The following is a 19,131-nucleotide window of genomic DNA, read 5'->3' on the forward strand; positions in this document are numbered from 1 at the left end:
TGGTCGCACGCTGCGTGCAGCACATGTCCACCGTACGACTCCGGCCGGGCGCGCGTCACGGCAACGTCCGGATCGGGCCCGCGCCCGGCAGAACCGGCTGTCAGACAGGACAATCCGCCATTCGCGGTGGAGAAACGAATTGGGCCGCGCGGTAAGCGCGACCCAATTCGCCACCCAGTGGTTACTGGCAGGTCAAGGACGGACCGCAATCAATCGTTATCGGCGTCGTGCAAGCAGAAGCCGCGCAGACGGTGAAGCCGAGCATCGCTGCGAGAATGATTTTGCCGGTGAACCGTGACATCACACCATCCCGTTCTTGGTTGGACAATTTCCCTGGTTACCTCGATTGCCCGATGGCGGAAGTGTACGTTGTGATCGCCGTTGCGCCAGCGGATTTCGGAAACTGGCGCGCCGAATTTCCGGTGTGAGGCGCACGGCGACGCGAGACGTGTTGAATTCAATCCGCGTAGGGCGGAGCGGGCGGCGGCGCAGGGCGGTAGCGAAAAATAGAAGTGCGCAACGGATTTCGCGCGCTAGAACGGCCACCCGTTGGAGTTGTCCTTGAATTTGCCGTTGACCGCGGTGCAAAAGTCGTCGGCGGTACCGGCGAGCAGGACGTAATAGGTCTCGCCGCGGCGGCTCTCGTAGGTGTTGGGGGTGCTCCACCCGGTGTTGCACAGCGAGCTCTGCGTGCCCGCGGTGGCCCTGCGCCAGTTCGTCTTGGCGCAGCCCGCCAGTCCGTCGACGTTGGGCGTCGCGCTCTTGGCCGCGACCAGCATCGCGCCTCCCCATTGCCCGTCGCCGCGCCGATAGGCGCGCGCCCCGAATCCGGCATTGTTGGTTTGGCACGCCAGCGCCCGGCGCATGAGCGAGAAGGGCGCCGCCAGTTGCTGATTGGCGCTTCCGGCGGCGGCCGTGATGAATTGGGCCGCGTCCGAACCGTCGGCCTCCTGCACGTTGGGAGTGCCGAAGCTGAACAGCTGCGCCGCGATGCCGGCACTGCTGCCGCCGCCGATGATCGGCGTGGCCCCGGTCGACGTCATCGGGGGCAGCGCGACGGTGGGATCGGCGCCGGCCGCCGGCGCCACGGCGGCGACCACCAGGGCCAACGCCGCGACGGTGCTGCCGAGCCGGTGCGCGGTGCCTGTCATGGCTCCCATTCCAGCACGTGCGCGCGACCGGCGCGAGGTATTCGCGCACCAATGCGCGTCGGTCCCGCCCTCCCGTCAGCGGAAGGCGTCGCTACCGGTGAACGCCTGCCCGAGGACGAGCTGGTGCATCTCCGGCGTGCCCTCGTAGGTGAGCACCGACTCCAGGTTGACCATGTGCCGGATGACCGGATACTCCAGCGATATCCCGTTGCCGCCCAATATGGTTCGGGCGGACCGGCAGATCTTGATGGCCTCCCGCGTGTTGTTCAGCTTGCCGAAGCTCACCTGCTCGGGACGCAGCCCGACGCTGTCCTTGAGTCGGCCGAGGTGCAGCGACAGCAGCTGACCCTTGTGCAGCTCGACCGCCATGTCGACCAGCTTCGCCTGGGTCAACTGGAACCCGGCGATCGGGCGCCCGAATTGGGTGCGCTGCGTGGCGTAGTCGAGGGCGGCCTGCCAGGCCGACCGCGCCGCGCCCATCGAACCCCAGATGATCCCGTAGCGCGCTTCGGACAAACACGATAGCGGTCCCCGCAGGCCTTTCGCCTCGGGCAGCATCGCGTCGGCGGGCAGCCGCACGTCGTCGAGCACCAGCTCGCTGGTGATCGAGGCGCGCAGCGACAGCTTGTGGTGAATGGTGTTGGCGGAGAAGCCCGGCGTGTTCGTCGGGACGATGAAACCGCGAATGCCTTCGTCGGTGGAGGCCCACACGACGGCGACGTCGGCGACCGAGCCGTTGGTGATCCACAATTTGCGGCCGTCGAGCACCCAGTCCGAACCGTCGCGCCGCGCGCGGGTTTTCATCGCGGCCGGATCGGACCCCACGTCGGGTTCGGTCAGCCCGAAGCACCCGAGCAACTCACCCGACGCCATCGCGGGCAGCCACTGCTGCTTGTGTTCCTCGGACCCGAAATTCCAGATCGCGAACATCGCCAGCGAGCCCTGCACCGAGACCATCGAACGGATGCCGGAGTCGGCCGCCTCCAGCTCCGTGCACGCCAGGCCGTAGTGGACGGCCGAGGCGCCGCCGCAGCCGTAGCCGTGCAGGTGCATGCCCAGCAGCCCCAGTTCGCCGAACTGCTTGGCCAGTTGGCGGACGGGCAGGTCGCCGATCTCGAACCACTCCGCGACGTGCGGGAGGACGTGCTCGGCGCAGAACCCTCTGACGGTGTCGCGCACCGCGAGCTCGTCGTCGGACAGCGACGCGTCCAGGCCCAGGGGGTCGTACCGGTCGAAGGCGGGAGGTTTTTGCGTGCTCATGGGTGTCAGCCTGCCACTACCCGGCGCGGGTGCGGCGACCTCGGCGGCCCGCCCCCGGTAGTCTCGCGGCATGCGACGGCTGGTGTGGCTCGGCCTCGACGTCATCGGTGTGGTGATCTTCTGCGCCGTCGGCCGCCGCAGCCACGACGAAGGGCTCGACGTCACCGGCGTCGCCACCACCGCCTGGCCGTTTCTCGCCGGAACCGTCGTCGGCTGGCTGGCGTCCCGCGCCTGGCGCCGCCCCACGGCGCTGGTTCCGACCGGGGTGGTCGTCTGGCTGTGCACCGTCGTCATCGGGATGGTGTTGCGCAAGGCCAGTTCCGCGGGTGTGGCGGCCAGTTTCGTGGTGGTGGCGGCGTCGGTCACCGCGGTGTTGTTGCTCGGCTGGCGAGCGGTCGCCGGGCTGGCCCTGCGGCGCCGGTCCGGCGTCTGAGCCATGGCGGCGACGGCGGGTGTGGCGGTGACCTCGGCGTTCGGCGCCGCCGCTCGGGCCGTCGCCACCAACAAGGGGCTGCTGAGCGACCCCTTCGCCGAACCGCTGGTGCGCGCCGCCGGGGTCGACCACTTCGTCCGCGTGATCGACGACGACCGGTTCGCCGCGGACGACACCGGCGGCCCGCGGTTCCTGGACATCTGCGCGGCGCACGCCCGGTTCGTCGACGAGTTCCTGGCCGAGGCCGGGGCGGCGGGCCTGCGGCAGGTGGTGATCCTGGCGGCCGGGCTGGACACCCGGGCGTACCGGCTGTGGTGGCCGCCGGGCACGACGGTGTACGAGATCGACCGGCCCGAGGTGCTCGACTTCAAGTCCGAAGCGCTGCGGGGCCTGGGCGCCGAACTGACCGCGAGCCGTCGCGCCGTCGGCGTCGACCTGCATCGAGACTGGCCGGCCGCCCTGCGGCGGGTCGGTTTCGACGCCACCGCGCCCACGGTGTGGATCGCCGAGCAGTTGCTGATCGGCTACCTGACGCCCGGCCTGCAGGACCGCGTGCTGCAGGGGGTCACAGCGATGAGCGCCGCGGGCAGCCGCTTCGCCGCCGACCACATGCCGATCTGGACCCCGCTGCAGCTCGAGGCGGAGCGGTCGTTCGTCGACGGCTGGCGCCGCCACGGCCTGGACGTCGACCTGGCCAGCCTGACCCATCCCGGGCAATACCACTATGTCCCGGAATATTTGTCCGCCCGCGGCTGGGCGACGGTGCAGCGCAGCGTCGCCGACCTGCTGGGAGCGGTGGGCCTGCCCGGCCTGCGGCGGGGCGGGCCCGGTCACACCGAGTTCGTGCCGGAATACCTCACCGCCACGCGGCCCTAGCGGCGCGCCCGGGCCGATATTAAGTTGATTAACATTTAATTAACTTAAATTAGTTGCGCCGATTCTTGAACCCCGTGCGGCCTAACGTCGTAACACGCTTTGTGGACCGCGACGAGGAGGGACCGGCGACCATGCTGACGCGACTGGCCCGGGTCGCCATCGCCGCTCCGCGGCGAGTGATCGCGGGCGCGATCCTCCTCGCTGTCCTGGCCGCCGTGTTCGGCATCCCGGCCGCCGCGACCCTGCCCGGCGGCGGATTTCTGGACCAGACGGCCGAATCCGCGCGTGCGGCAGCGGTTCTGGCCGACAAGTTCCATCAGGGTGACATGGAGATGACGCTGCTGGTGAGCTCGCCGGCCGGCGTCAACGAAGGCCCCGCCCGGATGGTGGGCATGGACATCGTCGAACAGCTGGGCCGCTCGCCGTTCGTCGCCCAGGTGGCCTCCCCGTGGAATGCCCCGCGGCCGGGGTTCATCAGCGCCGACGGAAAGTCGGCGCTGATCCTGGTCGCGCTCAACGGTGGGGAAAGTAGCGCGCCGAAGCACGCCCGGGAGCTGGCGGACCGCCTCGCGCGCGACCGCGACGGCGTGACCGTACGGGCCGGCGGGATGGCCGTGATCTACGAAGAACTCAACCGGCAGACCGAAAATGACTTACTGCGAATGGAATTCGTCGCCATACCGTTGAGTTTCGCCGCGCTGGTATGGGTATTCGGCGGGTTGCTCGCCGCGGCACTGCCGATCCTGGTCGGCGGGTTCGCGATCCTGGGCGCACTCGCGGTGTTGCGCGCGGTGGCGGTGGTTGCGGACGTGTCGATCTTCGCCGTGAACGTCGCGGTGGCGCTGGCCTTGGCGTTGGGCATCGACTACACCCTGCTGATCATCAGTCGCTACCGCGACGAGCTGGCCGAGGGGCGCTGCCCCCGCGAAGCCCTCCCGCGCACCATGGCCACGGCCGGGCGCACCGTGCTGTTCTCCGCGATGACGGTGGCCCTGGCCCTTTCGGCGCTGGTGATCTTCCCCATGTACTTCCTCAGGTCGTTCGCCTACGCCGGGGTGGCGGTGGTGGCGTTCGCGGCGTTGGCCGCGATGGTGGTTGCGCCCGCCGTGATCGTCTTGTTGGGGGACCGGCTCGACGCGCTCAACGTGTGGGACTTGGGGCGCAGGCTGTTTCGGCGCCCGCCGCCACCCCCGGTGGCGATCGAACAGACCTTTTGGTATCGCACGGCCACGCTTGCCATGCGGCACGCCCTCCCGGTCGGCCTGGCGATCATCGCCCTCCTGCTGGCGCTGGGCGCACCGTTCCTCGGCATCAAATGGGGCTATCCCGACGATCGGGTGCTGCCGGCGTCATCGTCGGCGCGCGCCGTCAGCGACCGGATCCGCCAAGACTTCGGTGCCGATGCCGCGACCACGGTGCGGGTCGTCATCGCGCACACCGAGGGCCTGAGCACGGGCGAGCTCGAAGAGTACGCCGCGCGGCTGTCGCGGGTGCCCGACGCGTCGGCGGTGTCGTCGCCGACGGGGACCTTCGTCGGCGGCGAGCGGAAAGGACCGCCGTCCGCGCCGGCCGGCCTGGCGGGCGGCAGCGCCTACCTGACCGTGGCCAGCGGTGCGCCGCTGTATTCCGCGGCGTCTGACGCCCAGCTGGACCGCTTGCACGCGGTTCCGGTGCCCGGGGACCGCCGGGCCGAGATGACCGGCATGGCCCAGATGAATCGTGACTCGGTGCAGGCGATTACGTCGCGCTTGCCGTTGCTGTTCGGCTTCGTCGGGTGCGTCACGCTGGTGCTGCTTTTCCTGCTTACGGGCAGCGTGGTGCTGCCCGTCAAGGCGGTGCTGCTCAACATGCTGTCGTTGACGACGGGATTCGGCGCTTTGGTGTGGATCTTTCAAGACGGGCATCTGGGGGCGTTGGGCACCACCCCGACCGGCACGCTGGTCGCCAACATCCCGGTGTTGATGTTCTGCATCGCATTCGGATTGTCCATGGACTACGAGGTTTTCCTGCTGGCCCGCATCCGCGAGTACTGGCTGGACTCGCCGCGCAGCCGCTCCGACAACGACAAGAGCATCGCGTTGGGCGTCGCCAGGACGGGCCGGATCATCACGGCGGCGGCGCTGCTGATGTCGATCTCGTTCGCCGCCCTGACGTCCGCGGATGTCTCGTTCATGCGGATGTTCGGGGTGGGGCTGACCCTTGCCGTGCTGATCGACGCCACGTTGGTGCGGGTACTGCTCGTCCCGGCCTTCATGCACGTGTTCGGGCGCCTGAACTGGTGGGCGCCCGCACCGCTGGCACGGCTCCGCCGACGAGCGGACGCCCGGCCGGTGGACGCCCCGCGCGCGCCCGACCCCGTCGGGTGAACGAGCCGAATGGAATGCGTCGCGCTCGGAGGCGTTGGATGGTGACGTGGTGCACCCATCAAACCCGCCGGTCGCGCGCCGCCGGCTGCGGTTCGTGTCGGCCACGCACGATGACCCGTTGGCGCGCCCGCTGCTGGCCGAGCTCGCCGACGAGTACGCGCAGCGCTACGGCGGCACGCCGAGCGCGCACCTGTCCTGGCTGCCCGTGCCGGCCAGCGAGTTGGCGGCGCCGGACGGCGGCCTGCTGATCGGTGTGCTGGACGGCGTGCCCGTCACCGGCGGCGCGTTCCGGCGTTACGACGCCGAGACCGCTGAGCTCAAGCGGATCTGGACCGACCGCGCACATCGGCGCCGCGGTTACGCGCGGGCGCTGCTGGCGGCCCTGGAGGCCGAGACCGCCGCGCGCGGATACCGGCGGCTCTACCTGATCACCGGCAACCGGCAACCCGAGGCCGAGGCGCTGTACGACGCGACCGGCTACGCCCGGGTGCCCCCCGACCCGCTGCCGTCCTGGGGGCCGTTTATCCCGATCGCCTTCGAGAAGTGGCTGGTTGCCGACGGACGGTGAGATAGCAACGACGGCAACGGCTTTGGAGTCATCCCTGCGGTCGCGCGCCTCACTCGACGCTGGCCAGCGCGAGCGCCGCGGCGGTCGCCTCACGGATCTGGCCCCGCCACACGTCGCCGTGCCCGGGCAGCAAGATCTCGGTGTCGAGCAACGCCAGCGCGGACAGGGTGCGGATGCAATCCTGTTGGCTGTAGCTGAAAATCGCCGGCAGCAGCTGCGGTCCGCGGTGCCGCAGCAGCGGGTGGCCGGTGATCAGCGCGTCGCCGCTGACCAGCACGCCGTCCACCAGGTACGAGCAGTGCCCGTTGGTGTGGCCGGGACTGAAGACCGGCCGCGGCTGGCCCGGCAGGCCGGCGGCCACCTCGCCGGTCAGCGGTCGGGCGGTGGGGATGCCGTCGCGGATCAGGCCGCCGCTGCGGATCACGTGGGCGGTCCACTTCGCCCACCGGGGCCGCCAAATCCGCAGCGCCACATCGACGATGGACACCTGTTCCAGGTACTCGCGTTTCGCGTGCCCCACCTCGTCGGCGTGGCAGTACACGGGGATGCCGTGCGCTGCGGCGAACCAGATCGCCGAACCCAGGTGGTCGATATGGGCGTGGGTCAACAGGATGGCGCGCACGTCGGCCACGCCGTAGCCCAGCTTGGCCAGTGAGGCCAGCACGTCCTCGCGGTCCCCGGGATAGCCGGCGTCGATCAGCATGACGCCGGTGCCGTCGACGACCAGCGTCCAGTTCACGGCGTGCCCCTGGGCGAGGTACACGGTGTCGGTGACCTGAACAAGAGTCGGTGCTGGTGCCACGCCAGTGAGCATAGGAGCGATCGCGAGTGCGGCGTAGCCGGGCGTGGCGGGTCGCGACCGTTGATGTGGGAGTGATCGCGAGTGCGGCGTAGCCGGGCGTGGCGGGTCGCGACCGTTGATGTAGGAGTGATCGCGAGCGCGGCGTAGCCGGGCGTGGCGGGTCGCGACCATCGATATAGGAGTAGAAATAAGCCGTGGCTGAACTGAAACTCGGATACAAAGCGTCCGCTGAACAATTCGCACCGCGCGAGCTCGTCGAACTGGCCGTGGCCGCCGAAGGTCACGGCATGGACAGCGCAACCGTCAGCGACCACTTCCAGCCGTGGCGGCACGAGGGCGGGCATGCGCCGTTCTCGCTGGCGTGGATGACCGCCGTCGGCGAACGCACCGAGCGGATCGTCCTGGGCACCTCGGTGCTCACGCCGACCTTCCGCTACAACCCCGCCGTCATCGCGCAGGCCTTCGCCACCATGGCCTGCCTGTACCCGGACCGGATCTTCCTGGGCGTGGGCACCGGCGAGGCGCTGAACGAGATCGCGACCGGATACGAGGGCGACTGGCCGGAGTTCAAGGAGCGGTTCGCCCGGCTGCGCGAGTCGGTGCGCCTGATGCGCGAGCTGTGGCGCGGCGACCGCGTCGACTTCGACGGCGAGTACTACCGGCTCAAGGGCGCCTCGATCTACGACGTTCCCGAGGGGGGCGTCCCGATCTACGTCGCCGCCGGCGGGCCGGCGGTGGCGAAATACGCCGGGCGGGCCGGCGACGGCTTCATCTGCACCTCCGGCAAGGGCGAGGAGCTCTACAAGGACAAGCTGATCCCGGCGGTGAAGGAGGGTGCCGCGGCCAACGGCCGCGACATCGAGGACATCGACAAGATGATCGAGATCAAGATCTCCTACGATCCGGACCCCGAGCTGGCCCTGGAGAACACCCGGTTCTGGGCTCCGCTGTCGCTGACCGCCGAGCAGAAGCACAGCATCGACGACCCGATCGAGATGGAGAAGGCCGCCGACGCCTTGCCGATCGAGCAGGTCGCCAAGCGCTGGATCGTCGCGTCCGACCCCGACGAGGCCGTCGAGAAGGTCAAGGCGTACGTCGACTGGGGGCTCAACCACCTGGTGTTCCACGCCCCGGGCCACGACCAGCGCCGGTTCCTGGAGCTCTTCGAGAAGGACCTGGCCCCCAGGCTGCGGCGACTTGCCTGAGCCCTCAGCGATCTACATCGCCGCTCCGGAACCGGAGACCGGCAAGTCGACGATCGCGCTGGCGCTGCTGCACCGGCTCACCGCGACCGTCGCCAGGGTCGGCGTGTTCCGGCCCATCACGCGGGTCACCGACGGCAAGGATCGCGACTACATCCTGGACCTGCTGCTGCGGCACACCACCGCGGGCCTGTCCTACGAGCAGTGCGTCGGCGTGACGTACCAGCAGCTGCACGGCGACAACGACGCCGCGATCGCCACCATCGTCGACGCCTATCACGCGATGGCCGACGACTGCGACGCGGTGGTGATCGTCGGCAGCGACTACACCGACGTCGCGCGGCCCGCCGAGCTCTCGGTCAACGCCCGGATCGCCGTCAACCTCGGCGCCCCCGTGCTGCTCACGGTCAGCGGCCGGGGCCGCACCCCCGACGAGGTGGCGCGCGTCGTGGAGGCGTGCCTGGCCGAGCTGGCCGTCCAGCGCGCGCACGCCGCGGCGGTGGTGGCCAACCGCTGCGAGCCGGCCCGGCTGGGCGAGGTTGCCGAGGCGCTGGAGGCCTTCACCCAGCGCAGCTACGTGCTGCCCGAGGAGCCGCTGCTGTCCGCGCCGACGGTGGCCGAACTCGAACGGGCGGTCAACGGAACGCCGGTCAGCGGTGAGGCTTCGCTGCGGGAGCGTGAGGTCACCGACGTGCTGGTCGCCGGGATGACCGCCGACCACGTCCTGGAACGCCTGGGCGACGGCATGGCGGTCATCACCCCCGGCGACCGTTCCGACGTGGTGCTCGCCGTGGCCAGTGCCCATGGGGCCGAAGGCTTTCCGTCGCTGTCGTGCATCGTGCTCAACGGTGGCTTCCAGCTCCACCCGTCCATCGCGGCGTTGGTCGCCGGGCTGCGGCTGCGGCTGCCCATCATCGCCACCACGCTGGGCACCTACGACGCCGCCAGCGCGGCCGCCGCCGCCCGGGGCCGCGTCACGGCGAACTCGCAGCGCAAGATCGACACCGCGCTGGAGCTGATGGACCGCTACGTCGACATCTCGGACCTCTTGGAGCAGCTTGCCATTCCGATACCCACCGTGACCACACCGCAGATGTTCATCCACCGGCTGACGCTGCAGGCGCGTTCGGACCGCAAGCACATCGTGCTGCCCGAGGGCGACGACGACCGCATCCTCAAGTCGGCCGGCCGCGTGCTGCAGCGCCGCGTCGCCGACCTCACCGTGCTGGGCGACGAGGCGCAGATCCGCCAGCGTTCGGGGGAACTCGGCGTCGACCTCGACGGCGCGCAGGTGATCGACCCGCGCACCAGCGAGCTGCGCTTCCGGTTCGCCGACCAGTACGCCGAATTGCGCAAGGCCAAGGGCGTCACCGTCGAGCATGCCCGCGAGATCATGCGCGACGCAACCTATTTCGGCACCATGTTGGTGTACAACGGCATGGTCGACGGCATGGTGTCCGGCGCCGCGCACACCACGGCGCACACCGTTCGGCCCGCGTTCGAGATCATCAAGACCGTGCCCGACGTCTCCACGGTGTCCAGCATCTTCCTGATGTGCCTGCCCGATCGCGTGCTGGCGTACGGCGACTGCGCGATCATCCCGAACCCGACGCCCGAGCAGCTCGCCGACATCGCCATCTCCTCCGCGCGCACCGCGGCGCAGTTCGGCATCGAACCGCGGGTCGCGATGCTGTCATACTCCACCGGGGCGTCGGGCACCGGCGCGGACGTCGAGAAGGTCAGGAAGGCAACGGAACTGGTTCGGCAAAGGGCGCCGCAGCTGCCCGTCGAGGGACCCATCCAGTACGACGCCGCGATAGAACCGTCCGTCGCGGCCACCAAGCTGCGCGACTCACCGGTGGCCGGGCGCGCCACGGTGCTGGTCTTCCCCGACCTCAACACCGGTAACAACACCTACAAGGCCGTCCAGCGCAGCGCCGGGGCGATCGCGATCGGGCCGGTGCTGCAGGGCTTGCGCAAGCCGGTGAACGACCTGTCCCGCGGCGCCCTGGTCGAGGACATCGTGAATACCATCGCCATCACCGCGATTCAGGCCCAGGGCATCCGTGGCTAGCGCCGACCGGGTTGTGCTGGTGATCAACTCGGGCTCGTCCTCGCTGAAATACCAGTTGGTCGACCCCGACTCCGGCGCGGCCCGCGCGACCGGCAACGTCGAACGGATCGGGGAGGAGTCCTCACCGATCCGTGACCACGACGCCGCGCTGCGTCAAGCGTTCGACACGCTGTCCGAGCAGGGCATCGACCTGCGCGCCTGCGGGCTGGTGGCGGTGGGCCACCGAGTCGTGCACGGCGGCAACACCTTCTACAAGCCCACGCGGGTGGATGACGCGGTGATCGGCAAGCTCGACGAATTGTCGGAACTGGCGCCGCTGCACAATCCGCCGGCGATCAAGGGGATCGAGGTGGCGCGCAAGCTGCTGCCCGAGTTTACGCACATCGCGGTGTTCGACACCGCGTTCTTCCACGACATGCCGCCGGCGGCCGCGACCTATGCCATCGACCGCGGGGTGGCCGAGCGCTGGCAGATCCGCCGGTACGGCTTCCACGGCACGTCGCACCGGTACGTGAGCCAGCAGGCCGCCGCCTTTTTGGAGCGGCCGCCGCGGAGCCTGAAACAGATTGTGCTGCATCTGGGTAACGGCTGCTCGGCGTCGGCGATCGCCGGCACCCGGCCCCTGGACACCTCGATGGGTCTGACGCCGCTGGAGGGCCTGGTGATGGGCACCCGCAGCGGTGACATCGACCCCAGCATCGTCAGCTACCTCTGCCACACCGCGAACATGAGCGTCGACGAGGTCGAGTCCATGCTCAACCAGCGGTCGGGGATGCTGGGCCTGTCCGGCGAGCGCGACTTCCGGCGGCTGCGCACCATGATCGAATCCGGCGACGGCGCAGCGCAATTGGCCTACAGCGTGTTCACCCACCGGCTGCGCAAGTACATCGGCGCCTACCTGGCGGTGCTCGGGCACACCGACGTCATCACCTTCACCGGCGGGATCGGGGAGAACGACGCGGCGGTGCGTCGCGACGCGCTGGCCGGCCTGGAGGAGCTGGGCGTGGTGCTCGACGAGCGCCGCAACCTCGGCGGCGGCAAGGGCGCGCGGCAGATCTCCGCCGAGGAGTCCCCGATCGCCGTGCTGGTGATCCCGACCAACGAGGAGCTGGCGATCGCCCGCGACTGCGTCAGCGCCCTGGGCGGTTAAGCGGTCTGGGCGGTCTCGCTTTCCGCTCACTGTGCGGTCACGGCTTTGACTGTGTGTCCACGGCGGTGAATTCGGCCGATTTCCGCCACCAGCGCACACGCAAAGCCCTGAGTGCACACTCGGTTGCCCTGTGCATAGAGGCAATCGCGAAGCGTCGTTGATGTGCGACCGTACCGGCGTGGAACGAGGCGAACCGTTTATCGGCAGCGAGGCCCTGGAGTCGCGCGTGTTGAACCGCCATCAACTGCGGGCGCGTTATCGCGCGGTCTTCCCGAACGTTTACGTGTCCGACGACGCCCGTCTGTCGCTCGAGCGGCGAATCTCCGCGGCTTGGCTGTGGTCTGGGCGGACGGCGACGATCGTGGGAGCGGCCGCCGCCAGATTGCATGGCACCGAATGGATTCCCGACGATGTGCCGATCGAGTTGAACCACACCAACACCCGTCCACCCCGGGGCGTGCTGACGCGGCGCGATCGATTACTGGACGGCGAAACGCAGGTCATGGGCCGCTACGCCGTCTCCACACCCGAGCGAACCGCCTTCGACATCGGCCGGCGCGGGGCCGTGCGCTCGGCCGTGGCGCGCCTGGACGCGTTGGCCAGGGCGACGGGTGTCAAGGTCGACGACGTACTGCGGATGGCGAAGTGCCATCCCGGCTCCCCGGGCTTGCGGCGGCTGGAAACCGCGCTGCGACTGGTCGACGCCGGCGCCCAGTCGCCCAGGGAGAGCTATCTGCGGCTGCTCCTCATCGATGCGGGACTGCCGCGTCCGCGGACCCAGATACCGGTGCTCGGTGCCGACGGCATCCCGGTCGCCTTCCTGGATTTGGGCTGGGAGGAGCACCTGGTCGCCGTCGAGTACGACGGCGACCAACACCGCACGGACAGAAGGCAATACGTCAAGGACATCCGGCGGCTCGAAATGCTCGAGCAGATGGGGTGGGTCGTCGTGCGGGTGGTCGCCGAGGACCGTCCCGCCGCTGTCGTGCGCCGGGTTCGCGCCGCGCTGGCCGCATCGAGTGTGCGTTCGCGGCTTTGAGTGTGCGCTCAGGGCGGAGCTTTTCGGCGTGTCGCCGCCCTGGACGCACACTCGACGTGAAGGGGGCGCAGCAGGAAGCCCGGGGCCACGAGGCTAGAACGTGCTCGTCGGACGCACCTTGTTCGCCATGTCCACCAGCGCGTAGCGGTGGCGTTGGGTGGGCGCGACCCGGGCCAGGTTGCGCAGCGCGGCCTCGACGCCGAGCCGCAGCCCGTGCTCGGTGAACGGGAAGCCGAGGATGTGGTTGGTGCTGGCCTTGTTGTCCTCCAGCCAGTCCATCGCGCAGCCCAGCACCAGCGCGCGGATCTGCAACACGCGTGGTTCGGTGGGCGGCAGCGCCTCCACGCGGCGGGCGGCGTCGCGGATGTCCTCCTCGCTGATCTCGCTCTTGGTCCGCCCGGACAGCAGGGTCACCGCACTGGTCAGCCGCGCGGTGGTGAAATGCCTTGAGGTGGGCGGGACTTCGTCGAGCGTGTCCACGGCGGCGGCCCGATCACCCTCGGCGGACAGCCATCTGGCCAGACCGAAGGCGGCCGAGATCACCCCGTCGTTGGTCTTCCACACCGTTTGGTAGTACTTCTGATCGTCGACGTTCCCGGCCAGCTCGGCGGTGGCCGCCAACGCGAGCTTGGGCGCCAGCTCCCCCGGGAAGGTGTCCAGCACCTCGGTGAAATGCGTTGAGGCGGAGTCGTAGTCGCCGGTGAGGACCTCGGCGACGGCCCGGTACCAGACCAGTCGCCATTGCCAGCCCACCCGCTCGGCCAGGTCGTCCAGCTTCCTGGTGGCCTTGGCCACGTCACCGAGGTCCAGCAGCGCGCGGACCTCCATCAGCGGCAGCTCGATCGACTCGGACACCTCGACGCCCTCGGCGTCCAGCGTGCCGTGGCGGGCCGCGCGCAACGAATCCAGCGTCTGCACCGGCTGGGAGAGCACCGTCGCCTGCAGCACGGAGGCGGCGACGTCGGTTGGATCGACCAGCGGCACCTGCAGCGCGGTCACGATCTCGCGGGCCGTCAGCCGCTCCGAATGCACCTGGCCGTCCAGGTAGACGTCGGTGTGCGCGACCAGCAGGTCCACCCCGAATGTCGAGCGGCTGGGGCTGAAGATGGTCGACAGCCCGGGCCGCGGCACCCCGGTGTCCTGGGCCACCACCTCGCGCAACACGCCCATCAGCTGGGCGGACATCTCCTCGGTGCCGGCGAACCGGCGCCGCGGGTCGGGGTCGATGGCCCGGCGCAGCAACCGGCGGAACGAGTCGTAGGTTTGCAGCACGGGGTCGTCTTCGGGCAGGCCGTCGACGTAGCGGCCGTTGCGGGTGGGCAGGTTCACCGTGAGCGCCGCGAGAGTGCGGCCGACGGTGTAGATGTCGGTGGCGACCGTCGGGCCGGTGCGCACGATCTCCGGCGCCTGGAAGCCGGGGGTGCCGTAGAGGTAGCCGAACGAGTTGATCCGCGACACCGCGCCCAGGTCGATCAGCTTGAGCTGTTCCTCGGTGAGCATGATGTTCTCCGGCTTGAGGTCGTTGTAGACCAAACCGATCGAGTGCAGGTAGGTCAGCGCGGGCAGGATCTCCAGCAGGTAGGCGATGGCCTCGGCGACGGGCAGCTTGTTGTCCTTGCCGTGCTTGAGCGGCTGCCCGCCGATGTACTCCATGACGATGTAGCCGACCGGGTTGCCGTTGCGGTCCTTGTGCTCGACGAAGTTGAAGATCTGCACGATCTGTGGGTGGACCACCTCGGCGAGGAACTGCCGTTCGGCCATCGCGATCGCCTGCGCCTCGGCGTCACCGGAGTGCACCAGGCCCTTGAGGACCACCGGCCGGTCGTTGACGTTGTGGTCGACCGCCAGATACACCCAGCCCAGGCCGCCGTGCGCGATGCAGCCCTTGACCTCGTACTGGTTGGCGACGATGTCTCCCGGATTCAGCTGTGGCAGAAACGAATACGCGCTGCCGCAGGCGGGGCACCAGCCCTCCGACGTGCCCTTGCCCTTCTTGCCGGACCGGCCGACCGGCTTGCCGCAGTTCCAGCAGAACCGCTTGGCCTCCGGCACCACCGGGTTGGTCATCAGGGCCTCGAGCGGGTCGATGTCGCGCACCCGCGGGATCTCGACCAGGCCGCCGCCGAGGTGCCTGACCGGTGGCAGCACCCGCGTCCCGATCGTCACCCGGTCGTGCGGTTCGCTGTCCGGGGTACCGAGCGAGATGTGCGGGAAGTCGTCGTCATCGTCGAAGTCGGGACGGAACAGCGCCTGGGTGGCCTGGATGCGCCCGGTCGTCGCGCCGCCGCCCTGCGTGTCGGGTGGTTGGGTGCCCGGGTTCACGTCTTCGGAGCCGGACTCCGGCTGTTCGATGTCGTCCGGGTCGGTCATCAGTCGGAATACCTCGGCGTGGGCGGGGCGGGAGCGGGCCCGAGCACCGTCAACCACTTGCGGTACAACGTGTTCCACGTGCCGTCCCGGCGGATCCGCTCCAGTGTGCCGTTGACGAACCGGACCAGTGGCGTGTTGTTGAGATTGACCCCGATGCCGTAGGGCTGGGTGGCCATGTTGGGCCCCACGATGTGCAGGTAGGGGTCCTCTTCGACCAGCCCGGCCAGGATCGAGTCGTCGGTGCTGACGGCGTCGATCTCGCGCTGCTGCATCGCCACCAGGCAGTCCGCCCAGTTGACCACCGACACCACGATCGGCGGCGGGTCGATCTGGCGGATCCGGTGCAGCGACGTGGTGCCCTTCGCCACGCAGACCCGCTTGCCGGACAGGTCGCTCACCTTGGCGATGGACGAGTCCCGTGGGGCCAGGATGCGCTGGTTGGCATCGAGGTAGACGGTCGAGAAGTTGACCTGCTTGCGCCGCTCGCAGGTGATGGTCATGGTCTTGACCACCACGTCGACCTCGGAGCTCTGCAGCGCGGTGACGCGCTCGTCGGACGACAGGATGCGGTATTCCACGTGCGACGGGGCGCCGAAGATGTCGCGCGCGATCTCCCCGGCGATGTCGACGTCGAAACCGGTGATCTCACCGGTGATCGGGTCGCGGAAGCTGAACAGGTTGCTGCCGATGTCGAGCCCGACGATCAGCCGGCCGCGGGCGCGGATGTCGGCCACCGCGGCGTCCGCCTGCGCCTTGGTGGGGAAGGGCCGCAGGCTCGCCGTCAGGTCGCAGCCCTGGCTCGGGTCGTCCGCCGGCAGCGGCGGCTCCGGCGGCAGCTGCTGCATGCCGACCGGCGTCGGCGGCGGCAGCGTCGGCACGTTGGCCACGGTCAGCGATTCGGTGTGCGCACACCCGGCCAGCACGGCCGCCGTGGCGAGCACGGCGCCCGCCCGGCGCAACCGGGCCGGCCGCGTCGTCATCGATACTCTCTCAGCCGGGGCCACAGGCCCAGCGCCACCGCGACGGCCGCGCCGAGGCTGAGCACCACGCCGCCGACCTGCGCGCCGGACAGGCCGCTGCGCGCGTTGAGGACGTCGTTGCGCAGGCGGGTGCGGCTCTGGTCGATGGCCTTCACCAGCTGGTCCTCGAGCTTGTCGAACGCCGGGGTGGAGTCGTCTTCGCTGCTGCCCAGCGCGACCTGCGTGGCGGCCCGGTAGTTGCCCACCGAGATGTAGGAGCTGATCCGGTCGTTGGCCTGGCGCCAGCGCAGCAGCAGCTGGTCTGCGCCCTGCAGGTCGGGCTTGTCGACGGCGTCGCTGCGGGCCATGTACTGGTCGAGCTGGGAGTGCATGGCGTCGATGCGCTGATAGAACGATTGCTTGCGCTTCTCCTCGTCCCCACGACGGATCAGCGACAGCGTCTCGTCCGCCCGCGCCTGCTGCGCGGTGATCGCGACGTTGGTCACGATTCGCAGCGAGTCGGCGGCGGTGTCCTTGGCGCTACGGCTGGCGGCCGTGGAGATGGTCAGCGCGGTTCCGACCCACACCACCATGACGAGGATAGCGAGGCCGCCGACGACCAGGCCCGGGTTGATTCGACGCCGGGTGCGCCTGGCCAGCCAGCGATGGGCGAAGATGCCGAAGACCGCGGTGGCGGTGACCACCAGGATGACCGGCGCCGGGATCTGCGTGGAGGCCGTGGTCTCCGCGTCCACCCGCTCCGACGTCGCCTGATACAGCTGCGCGGCGTCCGGCAGGATCGTCGATTGCATCAGGCCCGAGGCCTCCGACAGATACGACGACCCGACCGGGTTGCCCTCCCGGTTGTTGGTCCGCGCGATTTCGATCAGGCCGGTGTAGACGGCCAGTTCGGCGTTGATCCGGCCCAACAGTTGCACCAGCGGTTCGTCCGTCAGCCCGCTCGACGCCCGGGTCACCGCCACCGACGCGTCGGTGATGGCCTGCTCGTAGCGCTGCCGGACGGGCGGGGGCTCGGCTTCGGCGATGAACGCGGTGGCCGCCGCCGCGTCGGCCACCGACAGGGTGGTGTACAGCCGTCCGGCGGCGAACGACAGCGGCTCGGTGTGGTTGAGCACGGTGGTGAGCACCTGCTGGCGGTGGTTGATCGTCGTCGACGTGGCGAAGGCGCAGATGCCGCCCAGCACCGCCAGGACGATTCCGATGCTCAGGATCCGCCCCGGCGTGGTGGAGATGAACCACCAGCGTGGATGGGCTGGCTCGGCCGGCGACCGCGACCCCCGCGGCTCTGTCGACGGGTGCGCCAGCTCAACCGTCACGTGTGATCAGCCCTCATCTTTCGCGGCCACTGGGACGCTGCACGAAACTCTATAAGCGAATTCTAAGAGAATGTTGCGCCGGATGGGTGGAGGCAGACCAATTGACCAGCCGTCGCGTGCATATCCTGAACCCGTGCAGGGCGACGGCGACGGTTGGGTGGTTTCCGACAGCGGCGGCCACTACTGGGGCCGCTACGGCGCGGCGGGTCTGCTGCTGCGGGCCCCGCGGCCGGACGGCGCGCCCGCGGTGCTGCTGCAGCATCGGGCGGTGTGGAGCCACCAGGGCGGGACCTGGGGCCTGCCGGGCGGTGCCCGCGACAGCCACGAGACTCCGGAGGAGACCGCGGTGCGCGAGGCGCACGAGGAGGCGGGCCTGGACGGCGAGCTGCTGACCGTGCGGTCGACGGTGGTCACGGCCGAGGTCGCGGGGCTCGGCGGCGCACGCTGGACCTACACCACGGTCGTCGCCGACGCCACCGAGTTGCTGCAGACCGTTCCCAACGGGGAGAGCGCCGAGATGCGCTGGGTCGCCGAGGACGAGGTGGCCGGGCTGCCACTGCATCCCGGCTTCGCGGCGAGCTGGCACCGGCTGCGCACGGCCACGGCGCTGGTGCCGCTGGAGCGCACGGACGAGCGGCGCCGGCACCTGCCCCGCACCGTCGAGATCGAGGACGGAGTGTTCGTCTGGTGTGTTCCGGGCGAGGCCGATCACGCGCCCCTGCATCCCCGGATCAACTCGCTGCTGCAAGCGCTGACCTGAGCCGATGCGCCGCGGCCCGTGGGTCGGAGGCCGCGGTGATCGCGCGGACCACCACGATGCGGCGGGCGCCGGCCGCGAGCACCTCGGGCAGCCGCTGCTCGTCGATCCCACCGATGGCGAACCACGGCTTCGCGGTGCGCAGGTTCGCGGCGGCCCGCACCAGGCCCAGGCCCGGCGCCGTGCGCCCCGGCTTGGTCGGGGTGGGCCAGCAGGGGCCGACGCAGAAGTAGTCAGGCGCGCCGGCGGCCGCCGCGGCGGCCTGGTCGGCGTCGTGGCTGGACAGGCCGAGCAGCATGTCCGGGCCGACGATCCCGCGCGCGACGTCCAGGGGCAGGTCGCCCTGGCCCAGGTGCAGCACGTCTGCGCCGGCCGCGCGGGCGATGTCCGCCCGGTCGTTGACAGCGAACAGGGCGCCGTGTCGCCGGGCGGCGTCGGCCAGCACCTCGCACGCGGCCAGCTCGTCGCGCGCCTCGAGGGGCCCGAACCGCTGCTCACCGGGGGACCCCTTGTCGCGCAGCTGGATGATGTCGACGCCGCCGGCCAGGGCGGCATCGGCGAACTGGGCCAAATCGCCACGCTCCCGGCGCGCGTCGGTGCAGAGATACAGCCGCGCCGCGGCCAGCCGGGAAACTCGCTGATGCACACCGCGACGCTAGCGCGCTAGCGTGGGACCCAAGAACTCAGTGAGACACGGGAGTCCCGGGTAGCCATCTGCGGGGCTGAGAGTGGGCACAGCCGGGGTCAACAGGGCCTGCCCTTACCGTCACACCTGATCCGGGTCATG

General features: G+C 69.9%; 17 protein-coding genes. 10 read left to right on the forward strand and 7 right to left on the reverse strand.

Going from position 1 to position 19,131, the window contains the following annotated elements:
* The first annotated feature begins 227 nt into the window (after positions 1–227).
* Complete coding sequence (locus G6N37_RS22455) at positions 228–428, forward strand: hypothetical protein (RefSeq protein WP_163683602.1); 201 nt, start codon at positions 228–230, stop codon at positions 426–428.
* A gap of 105 nt (positions 429–533) precedes the next feature.
* On the opposite strand, the gene G6N37_RS22460 is transcribed toward G6N37_RS22455, so the two are convergent.
* Positions 534–1,151, reverse strand: a complete 618-nt coding sequence (locus tag G6N37_RS22460) for a hypothetical protein (RefSeq protein ID WP_163683603.1) — start codon at positions 1,149–1,151, stop codon at positions 534–536.
* Positions 1,152–1,226: 75 nt separating this feature from the next.
* Positions 1,227–2,411, reverse strand: a complete 1,185-nt coding sequence (locus tag G6N37_RS22465; RefSeq protein ID WP_163683604.1) for an acyl-CoA dehydrogenase — start codon at positions 2,409–2,411, stop codon at positions 1,227–1,229.
* Positions 2,412–2,481: 70 nt separating this feature from the next.
* Here G6N37_RS22465 and G6N37_RS22470 point away from each other — a divergent pair, with 70 nt between their 5' ends.
* The 4 genes from G6N37_RS22470 (at position 2,482) to G6N37_RS22485 (ending at position 6,654) form a co-directional block, all read left to right on the forward strand.
* Positions 2,482–2,844, forward strand: coding sequence for a DUF3054 domain-containing protein (locus tag G6N37_RS22470; protein WP_163683605.1), 363 nt, complete (start codon positions 2,482–2,484; stop codon positions 2,842–2,844).
* Positions 2,845–2,847: 3 nt separating this feature from the next.
* The gene (locus G6N37_RS22475) at positions 2,848–3,720 is read left to right on the forward strand and encodes an SAM-dependent methyltransferase (protein ID WP_163683606.1); all 873 of its coding nucleotides are present in this window, start codon (positions 2,848–2,850) and stop codon (positions 3,718–3,720) included.
* Positions 3,721–3,851: 131 nt separating this feature from the next.
* On the forward strand, positions 3,852–6,086 hold the full coding sequence (locus G6N37_RS22480) for an MMPL family transporter (protein ID WP_163685389.1): 2,235 nt from the start codon (positions 3,852–3,854) through the stop codon (positions 6,084–6,086).
* 46 nt (positions 6,087–6,132) lie between these two features.
* Positions 6,133–6,654, forward strand: a complete 522-nt coding sequence (locus G6N37_RS22485; RefSeq protein ID WP_174813873.1) for a GNAT family N-acetyltransferase — start codon at positions 6,133–6,135, stop codon at positions 6,652–6,654.
* 49 nt (positions 6,655–6,703) lie between these two features.
* Here the strand turns inward: G6N37_RS22485 and G6N37_RS22490 are convergent, their stop codons facing one another.
* Positions 6,704–7,456 carry an MBL fold metallo-hydrolase gene (locus G6N37_RS22490; RefSeq protein WP_232075149.1) on the reverse strand — a complete coding sequence of 251 codons (753 nt, stop codon included), beginning with the start codon at positions 7,454–7,456 and terminating at the stop codon, positions 6,704–6,706.
* Between the two features lie 194 nt (positions 7,457–7,650).
* On the opposite strand from G6N37_RS22490, the gene fgd reads away from it, so the two are divergent.
* The 4 genes from fgd (at position 7,651) to G6N37_RS22510 (ending at position 12,921) form a co-directional block, all read left to right on the forward strand.
* A complete protein-coding gene (fgd, locus tag G6N37_RS22495; RefSeq protein WP_163683608.1) occupies positions 7,651–8,661 on the forward strand; it encodes a glucose-6-phosphate dehydrogenase (coenzyme-F420) in 1,011 nt (336 codons plus the stop codon).
* Complete coding sequence (gene pta, locus G6N37_RS22500; protein ID WP_163683609.1) at positions 8,654–10,732, forward strand: phosphate acetyltransferase; 2,079 nt, start codon at positions 8,654–8,656, stop codon at positions 10,730–10,732. Before fgd ends, pta begins: the two co-directional genes overlap by 8 nt.
* On the forward strand, positions 10,725–11,882 hold the full coding sequence (locus G6N37_RS22505; protein WP_232075151.1) for an acetate kinase: 1,158 nt from the start codon (positions 10,725–10,727) through the stop codon (positions 11,880–11,882). Before pta ends, G6N37_RS22505 begins: the two co-directional genes overlap by 8 nt.
* A gap of 160 nt (positions 11,883–12,042) precedes the next feature.
* The gene (locus G6N37_RS22510; RefSeq protein ID WP_163683610.1) at positions 12,043–12,921 is read left to right on the forward strand and encodes a DUF559 domain-containing protein; all 879 of its coding nucleotides are present in this window, start codon (positions 12,043–12,045) and stop codon (positions 12,919–12,921) included.
* A 93-nt stretch (positions 12,922–13,014) separates the two neighbouring features.
* Here G6N37_RS22510 and G6N37_RS22515 read toward each other — a convergent pair whose 3' ends face one another.
* From G6N37_RS22515 to glnX, 3 genes are read right to left on the reverse strand one after another with little or no spacing between them, the layout of a single operon-like run.
* Entirely contained in the window at positions 13,015–15,291 is a 2,277-nt protein-coding gene (locus G6N37_RS22515) for a serine/threonine-protein kinase PknG (protein WP_163683611.1), read from the reverse strand.
* Positions 15,291–16,271: a glutamate ABC transporter substrate-binding protein gene (locus G6N37_RS22520; RefSeq protein ID WP_163683612.1), complete on the reverse strand. Its 981-nt coding sequence runs from the start codon at positions 16,269–16,271 to the stop codon at positions 15,291–15,293. Before G6N37_RS22520 ends, G6N37_RS22515 begins: the two co-directional genes overlap by 1 nt.
* Entirely contained in the window at positions 16,268–17,587 is a 1,320-nt protein-coding gene (gene glnX, locus G6N37_RS22525; protein ID WP_163683613.1) for a protein kinase G-activating protein GlnX, read from the reverse strand. The genes G6N37_RS22520 and glnX overlap by 4 nt, the downstream gene beginning before the upstream one ends.
* A 133-nt stretch (positions 17,588–17,720) precedes the next feature.
* Between glnX and G6N37_RS22530 the strand changes: the two genes are divergently transcribed.
* Positions 17,721–18,347 carry an NUDIX hydrolase gene (locus G6N37_RS22530; RefSeq protein ID WP_174813874.1) on the forward strand — a complete coding sequence of 209 codons (627 nt, stop codon included), beginning with the start codon at positions 17,721–17,723 and terminating at the stop codon, positions 18,345–18,347.
* Here G6N37_RS22530 and thiE read toward each other — a convergent pair.
* Positions 18,319–18,990, reverse strand: a complete 672-nt coding sequence (gene thiE, locus G6N37_RS22535) for a thiamine phosphate synthase (protein ID WP_163683615.1) — start codon at positions 18,988–18,990, stop codon at positions 18,319–18,321. The two genes, G6N37_RS22530 and thiE, sit on opposite strands and share 29 nt — an antisense overlap.
* Positions 18,991–19,131: the final 141 nt, after the last annotated feature.

Source organism: Mycobacterium seoulense (genome assembly GCF_010731595.1).
Lineage (GTDB): Bacteria > Actinomycetota > Actinomycetes > Mycobacteriales > Mycobacteriaceae > Mycobacterium > Mycobacterium seoulense.